Source organism: Sphingobium chlorophenolicum (assembly GCF_000722875.1).
Taxonomy (GTDB): domain Bacteria; phylum Pseudomonadota; class Alphaproteobacteria; order Sphingomonadales; family Sphingomonadaceae; genus Sphingobium; species Sphingobium chlorophenolicum.
Window position 1 is genome coordinate 88,248 of record NZ_JFHR01000016.1, and the last position, 17,702, is coordinate 105,949.

Here is a 17,702-nt window from a genome sequence, read left to right on the forward strand (position 1 = left end):
ATTAGCCTGTTTAAATTGCAGTAAAAAACGATATTGCTGCTGGCGTGCCCCGCGCCCCCTCCCCTCTTGCCCCGCTTTCCGCCGTGCAGACGGTCCGAAACCCGTGGCTGACGGTCGCCGCCCTGTCCGCGATGACGCTGTCGATCCAGGGCTGCACGCTGATGTCGCTGGGCGTGTTCCTGCCCGATCTGGCGCCGGATTTCGGGGGGCGGGCGGGCGGCGCGGCCACCGCATTCCTGCTGGCGATGAGCCTGGCCAGCTTGGCGGTGGGCTGGGCGCTGGGGCGGATCGGGGCGCGGCCGGTGCTGCTGGCGGGCATCGCGCTCTGCGCCGCAGGATACGCCGTTGCGGCCGTCGCGCACGACATGTTCGCGCTGACCGCCGGGCTGGCGCTGGCGGGGATGGGCGTCGGCACATCGACCATCGTGCCCGGCATCGCCGTCATCACCCGGCATCATGCGGCGCGGCGCGGACTGGCGCTGGCGATATTCCTGGGCGCGGCGGTCGTCGCGGGGGCGCTGGTGCCGCCCCTTGTCGGAGCCGCCATCGCCCTCTGGTCGTGGCGCGGGGCCATGCTGCTCTGCGCGGCGGTCATGGCGCTGGGCTGCCCGCCGCTGTTGCTGCTGGTCCCCGGCGGGCGGATCGACGGCGAACGGCAGGGGAACGAAACCGCCGCGATCAGCCCCGATTTCCTCCGCATCCTGCTGGCGTCGACGCTGTTGCAACTGGCGATCAACGGCGTGCTGTTCGCGGCGGTGGACAGCCTGATGGCGCAGGGCCTGTCGCGATCCGGCGCGGTGCTGGCCTATAGCGCCGCCAACCTGCTGGGCCTGCCCGCGCTGCTGATGGGCGGCATGCTGGCCGACCGCATCGGTCCCCGGCGCAGCCTGATCGCCACCGCGCTGCTGCTGGCGGCGGGGACGGCGGCGCTGCTGTGGGCGGGCGCGACGGCCATGGCCGGGGTCTGGCTGTTCGTCCTGCTCTGGGGCACGGCGAGCGCGCTGCCAGGCCAGTCGGGATCGATGCTGCTGGCCGATGTGGCGGGGGCGGAGGACTTTCCCCGGCTGCTCGGCATCAACACGGCGATTATCGGCCTGCTCGGCGCGATGGCGCCGATGCTGACCGATCAGATGCGGGCGGCGGGCGGCGGCTACGGCCTGCCCATATGGGTCTATGCGGCGATGGCGCTGGCCGCCGCGCCGGTCATCGCGCTGGTCCGCCCGTCAAAGGCCGACGCTGGCTGACAGGCCGATAGTGCGCGGCCGCTGCGCCATTTCGCGGAGCGGCGATCCGGTGACCGGCGCCAGTTCCGCATTGCGAAAAAGGATGGCCCGGCTGTCCAGCAGATTGTCGGCAAAGGCGGACAATCGCCACCCGTCCCGCCCAATCCCGGCGCGCAGGAACAGCAGGTCGCTGCCCGCCCCGGCATAGACGCGGGGGTCATAGGCGGCCGACAGGGTCGAAGGCGCGCGGCGATACGGCCCCGCATGCCGCCATTCCGCCCGCACGAAGCCGTCCATCCGTCCCGGCAGCGCAAAGCCCTGTTCCGCCGCCAGCGTCCCCGACCAGCGCGGCACATAGGGCAGCCGGTCCCCCGCCGCGACGATGCCGCCCGCCCCGACATCCCGCCGGAACCGCGCATCGACGAAGCCCAGCGACAGATCCAGCACCAGCCGACGCAAAGGCTCCGCCCGCACCGCCAGCTCCACCCCCTGGTTGCGCGCCGCGCCCAGATTGTCGACATAGGAAAAGCCGCAATTGGGCAGGGTGATCGACTGCTGGATGCGCCGCCAGTCGATGCGGAAGGCAGCCAGCGAGAAATGCAGCCCCCGCCCCGGAAAGCCCGCCTTCACCCCCGCCTCATAGCTCCAGAGCGAATCCGGGCCGTAGCTGTCGGGCGCGGCGCTGCGGCCGAATGCCGCCAGATCGGCCGCGCAACCGCCCACCGGCACCGCGCCGTTGGTGCCGCCGCTGCGAAAGCCCTTGCCAGCGCTCAGATAGAGCAGGCTGTCGCCGCCCGGACGCCAGGACAGGCTGGCATAGGGCGTGACCGGCGTAGCCCGCTGGCGGCGGGGGCCGACGCTGTTGCTGCCGCCCGCGAACGGCCCCTCCGACATCAGGCGGAAGGTCAGCGGATTGCGCGACAGGCGCAGCCCCGCCGTCACCTCCCACCGGGGGGCCAGCGCCCATGTCGCCTGACCGAAGGCGGCCAGCATGCGCTCGCTTATCGTCTGGCGGCTGTGATAGCTTTGCCCGCCGGGCAGCAGCGGCAGGCCGAAAATCTCCTCCACCGACAGGCCAAGCTGCGATTGCGCGAGGTCGGCGATGCCCGGCTCCACCACCCGCTGCTCCATGACGATGCGCGACCGGCCGTAAAAGCCGCCGATCAGCCAGCGGACGGGACCGCCCGTGTCGGAGGCGATCCGCACCTCCTGCGTGAAATTGCGCTGGCGGACGGTGGTGCGGCTGTAACTGCCGCCCGGCGTGCGGATGCCGGGCACCGCGCCGCCCAGCACGATCTCCCCGAAGAAGCCGGAATAATCCACCACTTGCCGGTTCCGCCGGTCCAGCCATGCGGTGACGCTGGTCAGCGTTGCCCCGCCCAGATCCAGCCGCGCCGTCAGCGCAGGCAGCAGCAACCGGTCCCGCCCCGGCTGACGCAGGGTGGCGGACTGGCGGAAAGGGCCAAGGCCGCTTTCCTGAAAGGGCAGGTCGGCCCGCTCCGTCCGCTGGTAGAAGAGGCTGGGCGTCAGTTCCAGCCGCTCGTTCAGCGCCGCCTTGACCGCCATCCGCAGGCCCCATGCCGCGCCATGATCGGCATTTTTCGTCAGCAGCGCCCCGGAAACCGGATCGATCCGGTCGACCGCCCCGGCATCGCGCCGATAATAGCCGCTGATCCGCGCCCCGATCCGCCCCGGCAGGATCGCGCCGCCGAGCGCCGCCTGCGCCTCCCGCGTCAGGCCGCCGCCCTTGACCGCCGCCAGCTCGCCGCTGGCCTGCCCGTCCATGCCGTTCAGGCGCGGCTGGCGGGTCAGCAGGCGGATCGTGCCGCCCATGGAATCCGCGCCGAACAACGTGCCCTGCGGCCCGCGCAGCACCTCCACCCGGTCCAGGTCGAACCGGCGCAGGTCGGGATTGCCCGCCACCTCCAGCGACCTTATCTGCACCGGCACGTCATCGACATAGAGGCCCACCGTAGCTGCGCCGATGGGGGAAAAAACGCCGCGCATGATCGGCTGCCGCGCCCCGAAGCCGCCGACCATCGGCATGGCCAGATTGGGCACGACCCTGGCGAGGTCGTCCAGCGTGTCGACGCCGCGCCGCTCCAGTCCGGCGCTGTCCAGCCGGGCGATGCTGATCGGCACCTTGCCCTCCGCCTCCGCCACGCGGCGGGCGGTGACGATGACGATGGGCCGCCCCGCCATCTGCCCCTGATGGCCCTCTTCATCCTGACCCAGGGCAGGCGGGGCCAGCGCCACCGCGCAGCAGAGGAACGCCGCCCCCCTCACGCAGGGCGCTTGATCGACAGAAGAGATGGAACGCCCCCCAATATCATCCCACCTCTCTACAACAACGATCCGGCGGGGCAACTAAAGTGGATCAAACCCTCTGACCCATTCTGGCCCCTTCACAACGGGCCACATCGCGCCTATATGGGCCGTTCAAATCCGGTCCGTGCGACGCCTTCCGGCCTAGCATGAACCGTCCCCCGGATCGCTCGGGGTCCGGCTTCGCTTAGCGCGCGAATCCGGCGGAATAGGGCGAAATCGGCGGGTTACGACATGCTGACAGTGCGGATCGGACAGTCCCGGCCCGCACTTTTTTGCGTGGCGGCAGAGGGGCGAATCACCCCTTGAGCGCGCCTCGTCAGGCTGAATTTTCGCTGCGATGCGAAAAAATTCGACGAACTACAGGCAGGATACGCAATGGCGACCAAAGCTCTCCCCACGATCAGCAACACCGGCGCGAAGAAGCGCATCAGGAAGGTGTTCGGCGACATCCACGAAGTGGTGCAGATGCCGAACCTGATCGAGGTCCAGCGGGAGAGCTATGAACAGTTCCTGCGGTCCGACCCGAAGATCGGCTATGTTTCCGGCCTGGAAAAGACCCTGCGCTCGGTCTTCCCGATCCGCGATTTCGCGGGCACGGCGGAAATGGACTTTGTCCATTATGAGCTGGAAGAGCCGAAGTACGACGTCGAGGAATGCCGTCAGCGCGGCATCACCTACGCCGCGCCGATGCGCGTCACGCTGCGCCTGATCGTGTTCGAAGTGGACCAGGACACCGAGACCCGCTCCGTGCTCGATATCAAGGAGCAGGACGTCTACATGGGCGACATGCCGCTCATGACCGGCAACGGCACCTTCATCGTCAACGGGACAGAGCGCGTCATCGTGTCGCAGATGCACCGTTCGCCGGGCGTGCTGTTCGACCATGACCGTGGCAAGACCCACTCGTCGGGCAAATATCTGTTCGCCGCCCGCGTCATTCCCTATCGCGGTTCGTGGCTCGACTTCGAATTCGACGCGAAGGACATCGTCAACGTCCGCATCGACCGCAAGCGCAAGCTTCCCGTCACCGCCCTGCTCTATGCGCTGGGCCTGACGCCGGAGGACATGCTCGGCTATTTCTACAACAAGGTGACGTTCGTCCGCGGCGAAGGCGGCTGGCAGATTCCCTATGTCACCGAAGCGTGGCGCGGCCAGAAGCCGGCCTTCGACATCGTCGACGCCAAGTCGGGCGAAGTCGTGTTCGCCGCCGGTCACAAGATTTCGCCGCGCGCCGCCAACAAGGCGGAGAAGGACGGGCTTGAAACCCTGCTGATCCCGACCGAGGAAGTCTATGGCCGCTACAGCGCCTATGACCTCATCAACGAGAGCACCGGCGAAATCTATATCGAGGCGGGCGACGAAGTGTCGCCTGAGAATCTCGAAAAGCTGGACAAGGCGGGCATCGACCGCCTGGAACTGCTGGACATCGACCATGTCACCACCGGTCCCTGGATTCGCAATACGCTGAAGGCCGACAAGGCTGAGGAACGCGATCAGGCGCTGGCCGACATTTATCGCGTGATGCGCCCCGGCGAACCGCCGACGAAGGAAACCGCCGAAGCGCTGTTCGGCGGCCTGTTCTTCGATCCGGAGCGCTATGACCTGTCGGCCGTGGGCCGCGTGAAGCTCAACATGCGTCTCGACCTGGATGCAGAGGACACCGTCACGACGCTCCGCACCGAGGATATCCTCGCGGTCGTCAAGGAACTGGTGAACCTGAAGGACGGCAAGGGCGAGATTGACGATATCGACAATCTCGGCAACCGCCGCGTCCGTTCGGTCGGCGAATTGCTGGAAAACCAGTATCGCGTCGGCCTTCTCCGCATGGAGCGCGCCGTCAAGGAGCGCATGTCGAGCGTCGACGTGTCGACCGTGATGCCGAACGACCTCATCAACGCGAAGCCCGCCGTGGCCGCCGTGCGTGAATTCTTCGGTTCCTCGCAGCTTTCGCAGTTCATGGACCAGACCAACCCGCTGTCGGAAGTTACCCACAAGCGCCGCGTGTCGGCGCTTGGGCCGGGCGGCCTGACCCGCGAGCGCGCAGGCTTCGAAGTCCGCGACGTTCACCCGACCCACTATGGCCGCATCTGCCCGATCGAAACGCCTGAAGGCCCGAACATCGGTCTGATCAACTCGCTGGCCACGTTCAGCCGCGTCAACAAATATGGCTTCATCGAAACGCCCTACCGCAAGGTGATCGACGGCAAGGTGACCAATGAGGTCGTCTATCTGTCGGCGATGGAAGAGGCCAAGCACACCATCGCGCAGGCGAACGCGGAACTGAACGCCGACGGCACGCTGGCCGAAGACCTGATCTCGGCACGCGAGGCAGGCGAATTCCTGATGGCGCCCAAGGATCACATCACCCTGATGGACGTCAGCCCGAAGCAGCTCGTTTCGGTCGCGGCCTCGCTCATTCCCTTCCTGGAGAATGACGACGCCAACCGTGCGCTCATGGGATCGAACATGCAGCGTCAGGCGGTTCCGCTCGTCCGGGCCGAGGCGCCGTTCGTCGGCACCGGCATGGAAGGCACGGTCGCCCGCGATTCCGGCGCTGCGATTGCCGCCCGCCGCGCTGGCATCATCGATCAGGTCGACGCGACCCGCATCGTGATCCGCGCCACCGGCGACATCGAACCCGGCCAGTCGGGCGTGGACATCTACACGCTGCAGAAGTTCCAGCGTTCGAACCAGGACACCTGCATCAACCAGCGTCCGCTGGTGAAGGTGGGCGACCTGATCGAGGCGGGCGACGTCATCGCCGACGGTCCTTCGACCGAGTTCGGCGAACTGGCGCTGGGCCGCAACACGCTGGTCGCGTTCATGCCCTGGAACGGCTACAACTATGAAGACTCCATCCTGATCTCCGAGCGGATCGTGAAGGACGACGTCTTCACCTCGATCCATATCGAGGAGTTCGAGGTCATGGCCCGCGACACCAAGCTGGGGCCGGAAGACATCACCCGCGACATCCCGAACGTGGGCGAGGAAGCTCTGCGCAACCTCGACGAGGCGGGCATCGTCTATATCGGCGCCGAAGTGGAGCCGGGCGATATCCTGGTCGGCAAGATCACCCCCAAGGGTGAATCGCCGATGACCCCGGAAGAAAAGCTGCTCCGCGCCATCTTCGGCGAAAAGGCGAGCGACGTGCGCGACACGTCCCTGCGCCTGCCGCCGGGCGTTGCCGGTACGGTCGTCGAAGTGCGCGTCTTCAACCGCCACGGCATCGACAAGGACGAGCGCGCCATGGCGATCGAGCGGGAGGAAATCGACCGCCTGGCCAAGGACCGCGAGGACGAACGCGCCATCCTGAACCGCGCCACCTTCAACCGCCTCCAGGAAATGCTGCTCGGCCAGGTCGCAGCCGCCGCTCCCAAGGGCATCAAGAAGGGCGTGGAGATCGACGAGGCGCTGTTGGCCGAGGTCGAGCGTCATGAATGGTGGAAGTTCGCGGTCGCGGACGACGCCCGTCAGGCCGGCATCGAAGCCGTCAAGGCGCAGTATGACGAAGCGGTGAAGCTGATCGTCGAGAAGTTCGAGGACCGCGTCGACAAGCTGCAGCGCGGCGACGAACTGCCGCCGGGCGTGCTCAAGATGGTCAAGGTCTTCGTCGCGGTGAAGCGCAAGCTGCAACCGGGCGACAAGATGGCGGGCCGTCACGGCAACAAGGGCGTGATCTCGCGCATCCTGCCCATCGAGGACATGCCGTTCCTGGAGGACGGCACCCATGTCGACATCGTGCTCAATCCGCTGGGCGTGCCGTCGCGCATGAACGTGGGGCAGATCTTCGAAACGCATCTGGGCTGGGCCGCGCGCGGCCTCGGCCAGCAGCTCAAGCATGCGCTGGAGGATTGGCGCGAAGCCAATCCGAACGCGCAGGGCGGCGAGATGCCGGATGCGGTCAAGACCCGCCTCCTGGAAACCTACGGCCCGCAATATGCCGACCAGATCGAGGGCCGCACGGCCGAGCAGATCGTCGACCTGGCGGAGCATCTCCAGCGCGGCGTGCCGATGGCGACCCCGGTGTTCGACGGCGCCCGCGAAGCCGACGTGTCGGCGATGCTGGAACTGGCGGGGCTGCACTCGTCGGGTCAGTCGGACCTGTTCGACGGCCGCACGGGCGACCGGTTCGACCGCAAGGTGACTGTCGGCATCATCTACATGCTGAAACTGCACCACTTGGTCGACGACAAGATCCACGCCCGTTCCATCGGCCCCTACTCGCTCGTCACCCAGCAGCCGCTGGGCGGTAAGGCGCAGTTCGGTGGTCAGCGCTTCGGTGAAATGGAGGTGTGGGCGCTCCAGGCCTATGGCGCCGCCTACACGCTGCAGGAAATGCTGACGGTGAAATCGGACGACGTTATCGGCCGCACCAAGGTGTACGAGGCGATCGTCAAGGGCGACGACACGTTCGAGGCAGGCATTCCCGAAAGCTTCAACGTGCTGGTCAAGGAAATGCGCTCGCTGGGCCTCAACGTCGAACTCGCCGCGATGGACGAGGTCGAGGAAGACGGCGACGGCTTCGCGCAGGCGGCCGAGTAAACCGGCCTATGCCATTTGCCGTTCGTCCTGAGTAGCCATTGAGCGAAGTCGAAATGGCGTATCGAAGAACCCCTTCGATACGGGACTTCGACAAGCTCAGCCCCTACTCAGGACGAACGGACCGGAATTTGAACCTGAAGCCTTTGGCTTAGGAGCTAAAAAATGAACGAACTGACCAATTTCGCCAATCCGATCCAGAAGCCGGAAACCTTCGACCAGATCCAGATCGGCCTCGCCTCTCCGGAACGCATCCGGTCCTGGTCCTTCGGCGAGATCAAGAAGCCGGAAACCATCAACTACCGCACGTTCAAGCCTGAGCGTGACGGCCTGTTCTGCGCCCGCATCTTCGGTCCGATCAAGGATTACGAATGCCTGTGCGGCAAGTATAAGCGCATGAAGTATAAGGGCATCGTCTGCGAAAAGTGCGGTGTCGAGGTTACCGTCTCGAAGGTCCGCCGCGAGCGGATGGGCCATATCGAACTGGCCGCGCCGGTCGCGCACATCTGGTTCCTGAAGTCGCTGCCCAGCCGCATCGGCCTGCTGCTCGACATGCAGTTGAAGCAGCTTGAGCGCGTGCTCTATTTCGAATCCTACATCGTCACCGAGCCGGGCCTGACCCCGCTCGAAAAGTTCCAGCTTCTGACCGAGGACGAACTGCTCGACGCGCAGGACGAATATGGCGAGGACGCCTTCTCCGCCGGGATCGGCGCGGAAGCGGTCAAGCAGATGCTGATGGATCTCGACCTTGAGGGCGAGAAGCAGGCGCTGCTGGACGAACTGGCCGTCACCAAGTCGGAACTGAAACCCAAGAAGATCATCAAGCGCCTGAAGGTGGTTGAAAGCTTCCTGGAATCGGGCAACCGCCCCGAATGGATGATCCTGGACGTCGTGCCGGTCATTCCGCCGGAACTGCGCCCGCTGGTCCCGCTGGACGGCGGCCGCTTCGCGACGTCGGACCTCAACGACCTGTATCGCCGCGTCATCAACCGCAACAACCGTTTGAAGCGGCTGATGGAACTGCGCGCCCCGGACATCATCGTCCGCAACGAAAAGCGCATGTTGCAGGAAGCGGTCGACGCCCTGTTCGACAATGGCCGTCGCGGCCGCGTCATCACCGGCGCGAACAAGCGTCCGTTGAAGTCGCTGTCCGACATGCTCAAGGGCAAGCAGGGCCGCTTCCGCCAGAACCTGCTCGGCAAGCGCGTCGACTATTCGGGCCGTTCGGTCATCGTGACCGGTCCGGAATTGAAGCTGCACCAGTGCGGCCTGCCCAAGAAGATGGCGCTCGAACTGTTCAAGCCCTTCATCTACGCCCGCCTCGACGCCAAGGGTCTTTCGATGACCCTGAAGCAGGCGAAGAAGTGGGTCGAAAAGGAGCGCAAGGAAGTCTGGGATATCCTGGACGAGGTGATCCGCGAGCATCCGGTGATGCTGAACCGCGCGCCGACGCTCCACCGCCTCGGCATCCAGGCATTCGAACCCGTGCTGATCGAGGGCAAGGCGATCCAGCTTCACCCGCTGGTCTGCTCGGCCTTCAACGCCGACTTCGACGGCGACCAGATGGCGGTCCACGTGCCGCTGTCGCTGGAAGCGCAGCTTGAAGCCCGCGTGCTGATGATGTCGACCAACAACATCCTCAGCCCCGCCAACGGCAAGCCGATCATCGTTCCGTCGCAGGACATGGTTCTGGGCATCTATTATCTGTCGATGGAGCGCGAAGGCGAGCCGGGCGAAGGCATGCTGCTGGCCGACATGCAGGAGGTCCACCAGGCCCTCTATGCCAAGGCCGTCACCCTGCACTCGAAGATCGTCAGCCGCGTGCCGCAGACCGACGAAGCCGGCAACCAGTATATGAAGCGTTTCGAAACGACGCCGGGCCGCATGCTGCTGGGCGAATGCCTGCCCAAGAGCCACAAGGTGCCCTTCGACGTCGTCAACCGCCTTCTGACCAAGAAGGAAATCGGCGACGTCATCGATCAGGTCTATCGTCACACCGGCCAGAAGGACACGGTGCTGTTCGCCGACGCCATCATGGCGCTGGGCTTCCGTCACGCGTTCCAGGCGGGCATTTCGTTCGGCAAGGACGACATGGTGATCCCGGATTCGAAGACCGCGATGGTCGACGAAACCAAGGCGCTGGTGGCCGATTATGAGCAGCAATATCAGGACGGCCTGATCACCCAGCAGGAAAAGTACAACAAGGTGATCGACGCCTGGAGCCGTTGCGGCGACCAGGTCGCGAACGCCATGATGGACGAAATCCGCGCCCAGCCCAAGGATCCGCAGACCGGCCGCATGGCGCAGATCAACTCGATCTACATGATGGCCCACTCCGGCGCCCGCGGTTCGCAGGCCCAGATGAAGCAGCTCGCCGGCATGCGCGGCCTGATGGCCAAGCCGAGCGGCGAAATCATCGAAACGCCGATCATCTCGAACTTCAAGGAAGGCCTGACCGTCCTTGAATATTTCAACTCCACCCACGGCGCTCGCAAGGGTCTGGCCGACACCGCGCTCAAGACGGCGAATTCGGGTTACCTGACCCGCCGTCTGGTCGACGTGTCGCAGGACTGCACGGTCGTCGAGGAAGATTGCGGCACCGAAAAGGCGCTGGAGATGAAGGCCATCGTCCAGGGCGGTTCGGTCATCGCCTCGCTGGGCGAGCGCATCCTGGGCCGCACCACGGCGCAGGACATCGTCGACAGCAAGGACGGCTCGGTCATCGTGCCCATCGGCACGCTGCTGGACGAAGCGCTGGTGGCGCAGATCGAGGCGATCGGCACGCAGGCCGTGAAGATCCGCAGCCCGCTGATCTGCGAAAGCAAGATGGGCGTGTGCGGCAAATGCTACGGCCGCGACCTCGCCCGCGGCACGCCGGTAAATATCGGCGAAGCGGTCGGCGTCATCGCGGCGCAGTCCATCGGCGAGCCGGGCACGCAGCTTACCATGCGTACCTTCCACATCGGCGGCGCGGCGAACTTCAACGAAACGTCGAACCTGGAAGCCCTGTCGGACGGCACGGTCGAACTGCGCGACATGCCGACCATCACCGACAAGAATGGCCGCCGCCTGTCGCTCGCCCGCAATGGCGAGATCGCGATCATCGACTCCGAAGGCCGCGAACGCGAAACGCACCGCCTGCCCTACGGCGCCACCATCCTGTTCGCGGATGGCGATGCCGTGAAGAAGGGCGACCGCTTCGCCGAGTGGGATCCCTTCACCATGCCGGTGATCACCGAAAAGCCGGGCATCGTGAAGTATCAGGATCTGATCGACGGCAAGACGCTGGCCGAACAGACCGACGAAGCGACCGGCATCGCCCAGCGCGTCGTGACCGAACATCGCGGCGCCGCCCGGACCAAGGAAGACCTTCGTCCGCGCCTGACCCTGCTCGACGACCAGTCGGGCGAGGCTGCCCGCTACATGCTGGCGGTCGGCGCGACCCTGTCGGTGGACGACGGCGCGCAGGTTCAGGCCGGTGACGTGCTGGCGCGTGTCTCCCGCGAAGCGGCCAAGACCCGCGACATCACCGGCGGTCTGCCGCGCGTCGCCGAACTGTTCGAAGCCCGCAAGCCCAAGGACAATGCGATCATTGCCAAGGTGTCGGGCCGCGTCCAGTTCCTCAAGGATTACAAGGCGAAGCGCAAGATCGCCATCAATCCGGAGGATGGCGGCGAGCCGGTCGAATATCTGATCCCCAAGAGCAAGGTGATCGACGTTCAGGAAGGCGACTATGTGAAGCGCGGCGACAACCTGATCGGTGGTTCGCCCGACCCGCACGATATTCTCGAAGTGCTCGGCATCGAGCCGCTGGCGGAATATCTGGTCGCCGAAATCCAGGAAGTCTATCGCTTGCAGGGCGTGAAGATCAACGACAAGCATATCGAGACGATCGTTCGTCAGATGCTGCAAAAGGTCGAGATCACCGTGTCCGGCGACACCACCCTGCTGGTGGGCGAACAGGTCGACCGCGAGGAGATGGAGGAGATCAACGCCAAGCTCCAGCCGGGCTTCCAGCCTGCGGAGGGCAAGCCGGTGCTGCTCGGCATCACCAAGGCTTCGCTGCAGACGCGTTCGTTCATCTCGGCGGCGTCCTTCCAGGAAACCACCCGCGTCCTCACGGAAGCGGCGGTCCAGGGCAAGAAGGACACGCTGGTCGGCCTCAAGGAAAACGTCATCGTCGGCCGCCTGATCCCGGCGGGCACCGGCGCGGGCATGAACCGCATGCGCGTTGCCGCCTCGTCGCGTGACGCGGCGATGCGGGCCGCGCTGCGCGCCTCCAGCCAGGTCGACCTGATCGCGCCCAAGACGGCTGCCGAAGAGCATGCCGCCGAACTGCGCCAGGGTCCGGAAGCCGCCATTGGCGACGATCCGCTGGCCGCCGTCCAGGGTGAGCATTTCACCACCGAGGACATGGAATAAGCCCTTTGAAACAAGGGAAGCCGCTTCCTATCTCAGGAAGCGGCTTCCCAGCCATCATGGCTCATCGAGCCATGGAAGAGCCCGCCGGAAGCGACAGCCTGTCCGGCGGGTTTTTCTTTTGGGGCGGCGCTGGCCGGGCCATGAAAATGTCCGGGATAGCTGTCGCAAACCCTCTTGACCAATCCGAAATCGCCGCCTATTTGCGCCTCTCCGGTGAGCTTTTGGCCCACCCTGATGCCCGATCCTCTAATGGTAAGAGAGCGGACTCTGACTCCGTCAATCAAGGTTCGAATCCTTGTCGGGCATCCAAAATTTCCCAATGAAATACTGATTATCTTGGCGAATTGGCCGCGTGGAGCTTCGCCATGCCCACAATCTTTCCTACAGAACCGCCCGAACAAGCGCGAATGGATGCGTCATTGTCGCTCGTATCGGGTCTCCAGGGAATCTGTCTCAACCGTTACATTGGCTGCCAATTTCGGTCGACATATTCTCTCCACGGCCCATCCGGGCGGCAAAATATGCGCTCCTCCACCGCAGAGGCGCCCTTCAAGCCAAGCGCAGACCCAAGATGCTCAAGATGGGCGCAGTAGGCGGAATACCGGGTTCCATCATTCTTCCCAGATGGCGAGCAGCGCTTCTGATCGCCCGAAGGCGGGGTAAGGTGAACGATCTCCTTCCCATAAAGGAGATGAAGCGCCTTGACCGCCCATTGGTCCATGATCGCGACATCATCTGACGGCGACATGAAGGCAATCACCTTGGTAAAGAATGAGGGGCCCAGACCCTTCACCAGTCCCGACCACGCATTATAGGCTTCAACGCGCCCTTGCCCTGCACGAAGGCCATTCAGCGCCTGCTCGATCTGCCCGCGCTTTTCCTCGACCGACTTGCGAAATTCGCCGGTACGGGCCGACTGACGGCCCCATGCCATGATCGCAACGAAGGCATGAAACACAGGCGTTTCCTTATCCCGGCAGAAGGCTCGCAATTCATGCCGGTCGAAGCGCTGTCGGGGCAGAGGAGGATCAAATCCATCCCATTGATCCAAAGCGACATCCGCCCAGGAAATGGGCATCATGCCCCCTCGCCCATTGGGTTGAAAAGCCGCCATCTGCAATGCCGCAAGATGCTGTTGATTCAGTTGCATGAGCGACCTTCCATGATTGCCAGTTGTCGGTAGCCGGTGAGGCGTGAATCCTTTCTCAATCGGCGCTGCGTTTTCAGATTCTGCGGGCTTGCCCCCTAGTTACAACCAGATGCAACGCAAGGCTTGGAAAAACCATCCAATCCCCAACTCTCTTTGCGACCCCGGTCTAGAGTCAATGCGCGGCGATCCGGCTCCGCCGCACTAGATCGTCCTCTCCGGGCGGCAAGGTTACAACAGAATTGATCGGTTGATTTGCTTATAGACTCATCCGAATGAGGGTGCTGCTTTCCCATGTCGAGGCGTGATATGACGGGCACCTGCTTATGGGAGGGAGAGCGCCATGTATCGATATATTGCCCTTGCAGCGACAGTCGCCTTGCTTGCGGAACCCGCCAATGCCCAATCCAATCTCTCTCCCGCCGACCGTGCCGCCGCCTTCCGGGCGGGCGGTTTCAAGCTTGTCGGCAAGCAATGGCGCGCCTGCGGCGATCCGGGCACGCCAAGCTATAGCCCCGGCAATATGGAGACGATCCGCGATCTGAACGGCGATGGCCGACCCGAAGCGGTCATCACGGAAGGAGGCACCTACTGTTTCGGCATGACGGGAACAGGCTACACGATCGTGAGCAAGCAAGCCGATGCCACCTGGAAACTGATCACGGCCAGCCAGGGGATTCCCAACTTCCTCACCACGAAAGGCGCGAACGGGTGGCCGGACATCGAGATCGGCGGTCCCGGCTTTTGCTTTCCGGTCGAACGTTGGAACGGCAAGGCTTACGTGCTTAATCGCCACCAATATGAGGGGAAGCCCTGCCGACCCCCTCGATAAAGGTCGCGACAAAGCCATGGGCTACAATCGCAATGTCGGAAATTGCCCGCCAGCCGCCTATCCGCCGCCAGCGCGGGCGAAGCGGCATTCCCTGGCCAGCCGGCGGTCGCTGTCCCAGCGCGGCCTGTAGACCGCCATGCCCTTGCGCAATTGCTCGCACGACACGTTCAGGCCCCCGGCGTAGATGATCGCCACCGTCCGCCCGGCCGCATCGCGGGCCACGGGGATGATGGTGATCGGATCGCGCAGCGAATGTTTCAGGCTGTCCTTGCTCCGGCGCGGATCGGCGGGTGGGCAATTGCCGCCCTTGCGGCATCGCGCGGCAATATCGGGCGCCTCTATGCCGAGCAGGCGGATATGCTCGCCATTGACGCGCAACGTGCCGCCATCGACAACCGCCACGGCCGAGGCGAGGAACAGGGCCGCGATCATTCCACGCGCACCGCCGCCGCGAAAACGGTTTCATCGACAGGAACCATGCCGTCCTTCAATTCCCCTTCCGTCGCCGCATCTATAACCAAAGAAATATCTTTTGATAAATCCGGTCATAAAAAGCATCAACAAAGCAACAATCATCCGTCAATTCGGACGATCCTATCTTAATCTTCAATTTCGAAGATAAATCAATATGCTTCGGACGGAAGCCGGAAGGGCGCAGGGCGATGGACTTGTCCAGCGCCCTTCCAGACTCCGCGTCGCAGCACGCCGCCAAGGGGGGAGAGGCGGCGGTCAGCGCGACGCAATCAGGACGGACCGCTCCCCATCCGCCTGAGCCAGCGTCCGCGCCCGGTGCCCGGCGCGCAACTGGTTCATCATCTCGTCCCGCTGCCACATGTCATTGGCGACGATGATCCACGCCTCGAACTTGGAATTGGCGGGGATTCCCTGCGGCAACGGCGTCAGGCTGCCCATGGTCCTGACCGCGCGCAGCGAAATGCGGTCGACCGTGCGGGATTGGGATGGCTGGGCCAGCGCGACCGCCTGCGGCCGCCCGTCGCCGTCCAGGCGGAACAGCACGCGGGCAAAGCCGACCGAACGCTGATCGTCCATGAAGCCGGCATTGCGGCGCACGCTGTTGGTCAACCGGTTCTCCGCCCGGGCCGACCATTTCTTATAGGTGATTTCCTTTTCCGGCGACGCGACCACGGTCAGTTGATCGTTCGCCTGTCTGGCGCCCACCCCTGTCGAAAGCAGCAAGGATGAGCAAAGCGCCAAAATCAAGGGCTTGGCATGCATGAGGGCCTCCTCTGCCAGGATCGTCGATATCATGGAAAATGCGGCTGCGGCGGTAGTTGACCGGCCGAAAAGCGGCGCGAAGCTATATATTACAAAAGCCGCCGCTTGAGTAATGAATATAAAATAGCGATCTCATCGACATATGGAAAATTCCAAGAATTATCCCATTGTCCCGATATGGCACATTGCTGCCACCCTGTCGCAGCAGCGCCGCCCAACCCGTTTCACCCAAGCGGTTTTGATGGACGAAGGGGCCAGCGACTCGTCCGCCAGCCATGAAAGTCACTCCGCCGCGATGCTCATCCCCACCGCCTCGGCCACCTTGATCCCGTCGATCGCCGCCGAGAGAATGCCACCGGCATAGCCCGCCCCTTCCCCGGCCGGATAAAGGCCCGCGACGTTCAGGCTCTGCAAATCCTTCCTCCGCGTGATCCGGATAGGGGATGATGTGCGCGTCTCCACCCCCGTCATCACCGCGTCGGGATGATCGTAATTGGCGATCTGCCGCCCGAAGACCGGGATCGCCTCATGAAAAGCCTCCAGCACGAATTCGGGCAGGCATAGCGACAGGTCGGTCATGGTGACGCCCGGCTTGTAGGACGGCACGACCTCCCCCAGCGCCGTCGAAGCCCGCCCGGCCAGGAAATCCCCGACCCGCTGCCCCGGCGCGTGATAGGTTTCGCCCCCCGCGACGAAGGCCATGCTTTCCCAATGGCGCTGCAATTCTATCCCCGCCAGCGGCCCGCCGGGATAGTCGCGCTCCGGATCGATGCCGACCACCAGCCCCGAATTGGCGTTGAATTCGGCCCGCGAATATTGGCTCATGCCGTTGGTGACGACGCGCCCTTCCTCCGAAGTCGCGGCCACCACCCGCCCGCCGGGACACATGCAGAAACTGTAAACGGTGCGCCCATTGGCGCAATGATGGACCAGGCTGTACGCCGCCGCGCCCAGCACCGGATGCCCGGCGCAATTGCCGTAGCGCGCCCGGTCGATCCAGCTTTGCGGATGCTCGATCCGCACGCCGATGGAAAAGGGCTTCGCCTCGATATGCACGCCGCGCCGATGCAACATTTCGAAGGTCGGCCGGGCGCTATGCCCCACCGCCAGCACGACATGATCCGTCTCGATAAAGCCGCCATCGGCCAGATGCACCCCGCGCAGCTTTTGCGTGCCGTCGCCCTGCCGCTCCAGTTCCAGATCGTCGACCCGGTGCTGCCAGCGATATTCGCCGCCCAGCCCCTCGATCTGCCGCCGCATCGCCTCCACCATGGAAACGAGGCGGAAGGTGCCGATATGCGGATGCGCCTCGGTCAGGATATCGTCCGGCGCGCCCGCCGCGACGAATTCCTCCAGCACCTTGCGGCCCAGAAAACGCGGGTCCTTCACCCGGCAATAGAGCTTGCCGTCGGAGAATGTCCCCGCCCCGCCCTCGCCGAACTGGACATTGCTGTCGGGGTTCAGCTCGGCCCGGCGCCACAGCCCCCATGTGTCCTTGGTCCGCTCCCGCACCAGCTTGCCCCGGTCCAGGATGATCGGGCGGAACCCCATTTGCGCCAGGATCAGGCCCGCGAACAGCCCGCACGGCCCCGCTCCGATGACGACGGGCCGCTTGCCCGACCAGCCCGCGGGCGCCTTCGCCACGAAGCGATAGTCGGTGTCGGGACGCGGCCGCACGTCATGGTCCTTGGCGAAGCGCTCCAGCACCGCCGCCTCGTCCGCCACATCGACATCGACGGTGTAGACAAGCTGGATCGCATTTTTCCGCCGCGCATCATTGCCCCGCCGCACCACGACATGGCCGAGCAGTTCCTGCGGTTCCAGGCCAAGCCGCTCGCAAATGGCGACGGGCATCGCCTCTGCGGGATGGTCGAGGGGCAGCTTCAATCCGGAAAGGCGCAACATGTGGACGCCCCTAGACCTAAAGCCGAGTCGGCTCCAGCATCTTAATCCTCCCCATCGAGAGATGGGGAGG

At 64.5% G+C, this 17,702-nt stretch carries 9 protein-coding genes and 1 tRNA gene; 5 read left to right on the forward strand and 5 right to left on the reverse strand.

Translation table 11 applies throughout. The features are described from left to right. Positions 1-44 precede the first annotated feature (44 nt). Positions 45-1,244: an MFS transporter gene (locus BV95_RS09030; RefSeq protein ID WP_234703130.1), complete on the forward strand. Its 1,200-nt coding sequence runs from the start codon at positions 45-47 to the stop codon at positions 1,242-1,244. On the opposite strand, the gene BV95_RS09035 is transcribed toward BV95_RS09030, so the two are convergent. Next, the gene (locus tag BV95_RS09035; RefSeq protein WP_234703131.1) at positions 1,224-3,509 is read right to left on the reverse strand and encodes a TonB-dependent receptor; all 2,286 of its coding nucleotides are present in this window, start codon (positions 3,507-3,509) and stop codon (positions 1,224-1,226) included. The genes BV95_RS09030 and BV95_RS09035 overlap by 21 nt on opposite strands. Before the next feature lie 417 nt (positions 3,510-3,926). Between BV95_RS09035 and rpoB the strand changes: the two genes are divergently transcribed. From rpoB to BV95_RS09050, 3 genes are all read left to right on the forward strand, one after another. Then, positions 3,927-8,093, forward strand: coding sequence for a DNA-directed RNA polymerase subunit beta (gene rpoB, locus BV95_RS09040; protein ID WP_037450315.1), 4,167 nt, complete (start codon positions 3,927-3,929; stop codon positions 8,091-8,093). A gap of 162 nt (positions 8,094-8,255) precedes the next feature. After that, positions 8,256-12,512 carry a DNA-directed RNA polymerase subunit beta' gene (gene rpoC / locus BV95_RS09045; protein ID WP_037450318.1) on the forward strand — a complete coding sequence of 1,419 codons (4,257 nt, stop codon included), beginning with the start codon at positions 8,256-8,258 and terminating at the stop codon, positions 12,510-12,512. A 235-nt stretch (positions 12,513-12,747) separates the two neighbouring features. Then, positions 12,748-12,821: transfer RNA gene (locus BV95_RS09050), tRNA-Gln, on the forward strand. A gap of 151 nt (positions 12,822-12,972) precedes the next feature. Here BV95_RS09050 and BV95_RS09055 read toward each other — a convergent pair. Then, positions 12,973-13,662 carry an 8-oxoguanine DNA glycosylase OGG fold protein gene (locus BV95_RS09055; RefSeq protein ID WP_037450323.1) on the reverse strand — a complete coding sequence of 230 codons (690 nt, stop codon included), beginning with the start codon at positions 13,660-13,662 and terminating at the stop codon, positions 12,973-12,975. A 340-nt stretch (positions 13,663-14,002) separates the two neighbouring features. On the opposite strand from BV95_RS09055, the gene BV95_RS09060 reads away from it, so the two are divergent. Further along, the gene (locus BV95_RS09060; RefSeq protein WP_037450326.1) at positions 14,003-14,491 is read left to right on the forward strand and encodes a hypothetical protein; all 489 of its coding nucleotides are present in this window, start codon (positions 14,003-14,005) and stop codon (positions 14,489-14,491) included. A gap of 57 nt (positions 14,492-14,548) precedes the next feature. Here BV95_RS09060 and BV95_RS09065 read toward each other — a convergent pair whose 3' ends face one another. The 3 genes from BV95_RS09065 to BV95_RS09075 form a co-directional block, all read right to left on the reverse strand. Then, positions 14,549-14,923 (reverse strand): thermonuclease family protein, encoded by a 375-nt coding sequence (locus BV95_RS09065; RefSeq protein WP_013849010.1) that lies wholly within the window; start codon positions 14,921-14,923, stop codon positions 14,549-14,551. Between the two features lie 297 nt (positions 14,924-15,220). After that, on the reverse strand, positions 15,221-15,727 hold the full coding sequence (locus BV95_RS09070) for an energy transducer TonB family protein (RefSeq protein ID WP_037450380.1): 507 nt from the start codon (positions 15,725-15,727) through the stop codon (positions 15,221-15,223). 282 nt (positions 15,728-16,009) lie between these two features. Next, positions 16,010-17,632, reverse strand: a complete 1,623-nt coding sequence (locus tag BV95_RS09075) for an NAD(P)/FAD-dependent oxidoreductase (protein ID WP_037450329.1) — start codon at positions 17,630-17,632, stop codon at positions 16,010-16,012. Positions 17,633-17,702 lie beyond the last annotated feature (70 nt).

Coding starts and splice junctions, on each gene's coding strand:
- BV95_RS09055 (WP_037450323.1), bottom strand. CDS start 13,662: ATGCAACTGAATCAACAGCATCTTGCGGCATTGCAGATGGCGGCTTTT.
- BV95_RS09075 (WP_037450329.1), bottom strand. CDS start 17,632: ATGTTGCGCCTTTCCGGATTGAAGCTGCCCCTCGACCATCCCGCAGAG.
- rpoB (WP_037450315.1), top strand. CDS start 3,927: ATGGCGACCAAAGCTCTCCCCACGATCAGCAACACCGGCGCGAAGAAG.
- BV95_RS09070 (WP_037450380.1), bottom strand. CDS start 15,727: ATGCATGCCAAGCCCTTGATTTTGGCGCTTTGCTCATCCTTGCTGCTT.
- BV95_RS09060 (WP_037450326.1), top strand. CDS start 14,003: ATGTATCGATATATTGCCCTTGCAGCGACAGTCGCCTTGCTTGCGGAA.
- BV95_RS09065 (WP_013849010.1), bottom strand. CDS start 14,923: ATGATCGCGGCCCTGTTCCTCGCCTCGGCCGTGGCGGTTGTCGATGGC.
- rpoC (WP_037450318.1), top strand. CDS start 8,256: ATGAACGAACTGACCAATTTCGCCAATCCGATCCAGAAGCCGGAAACC.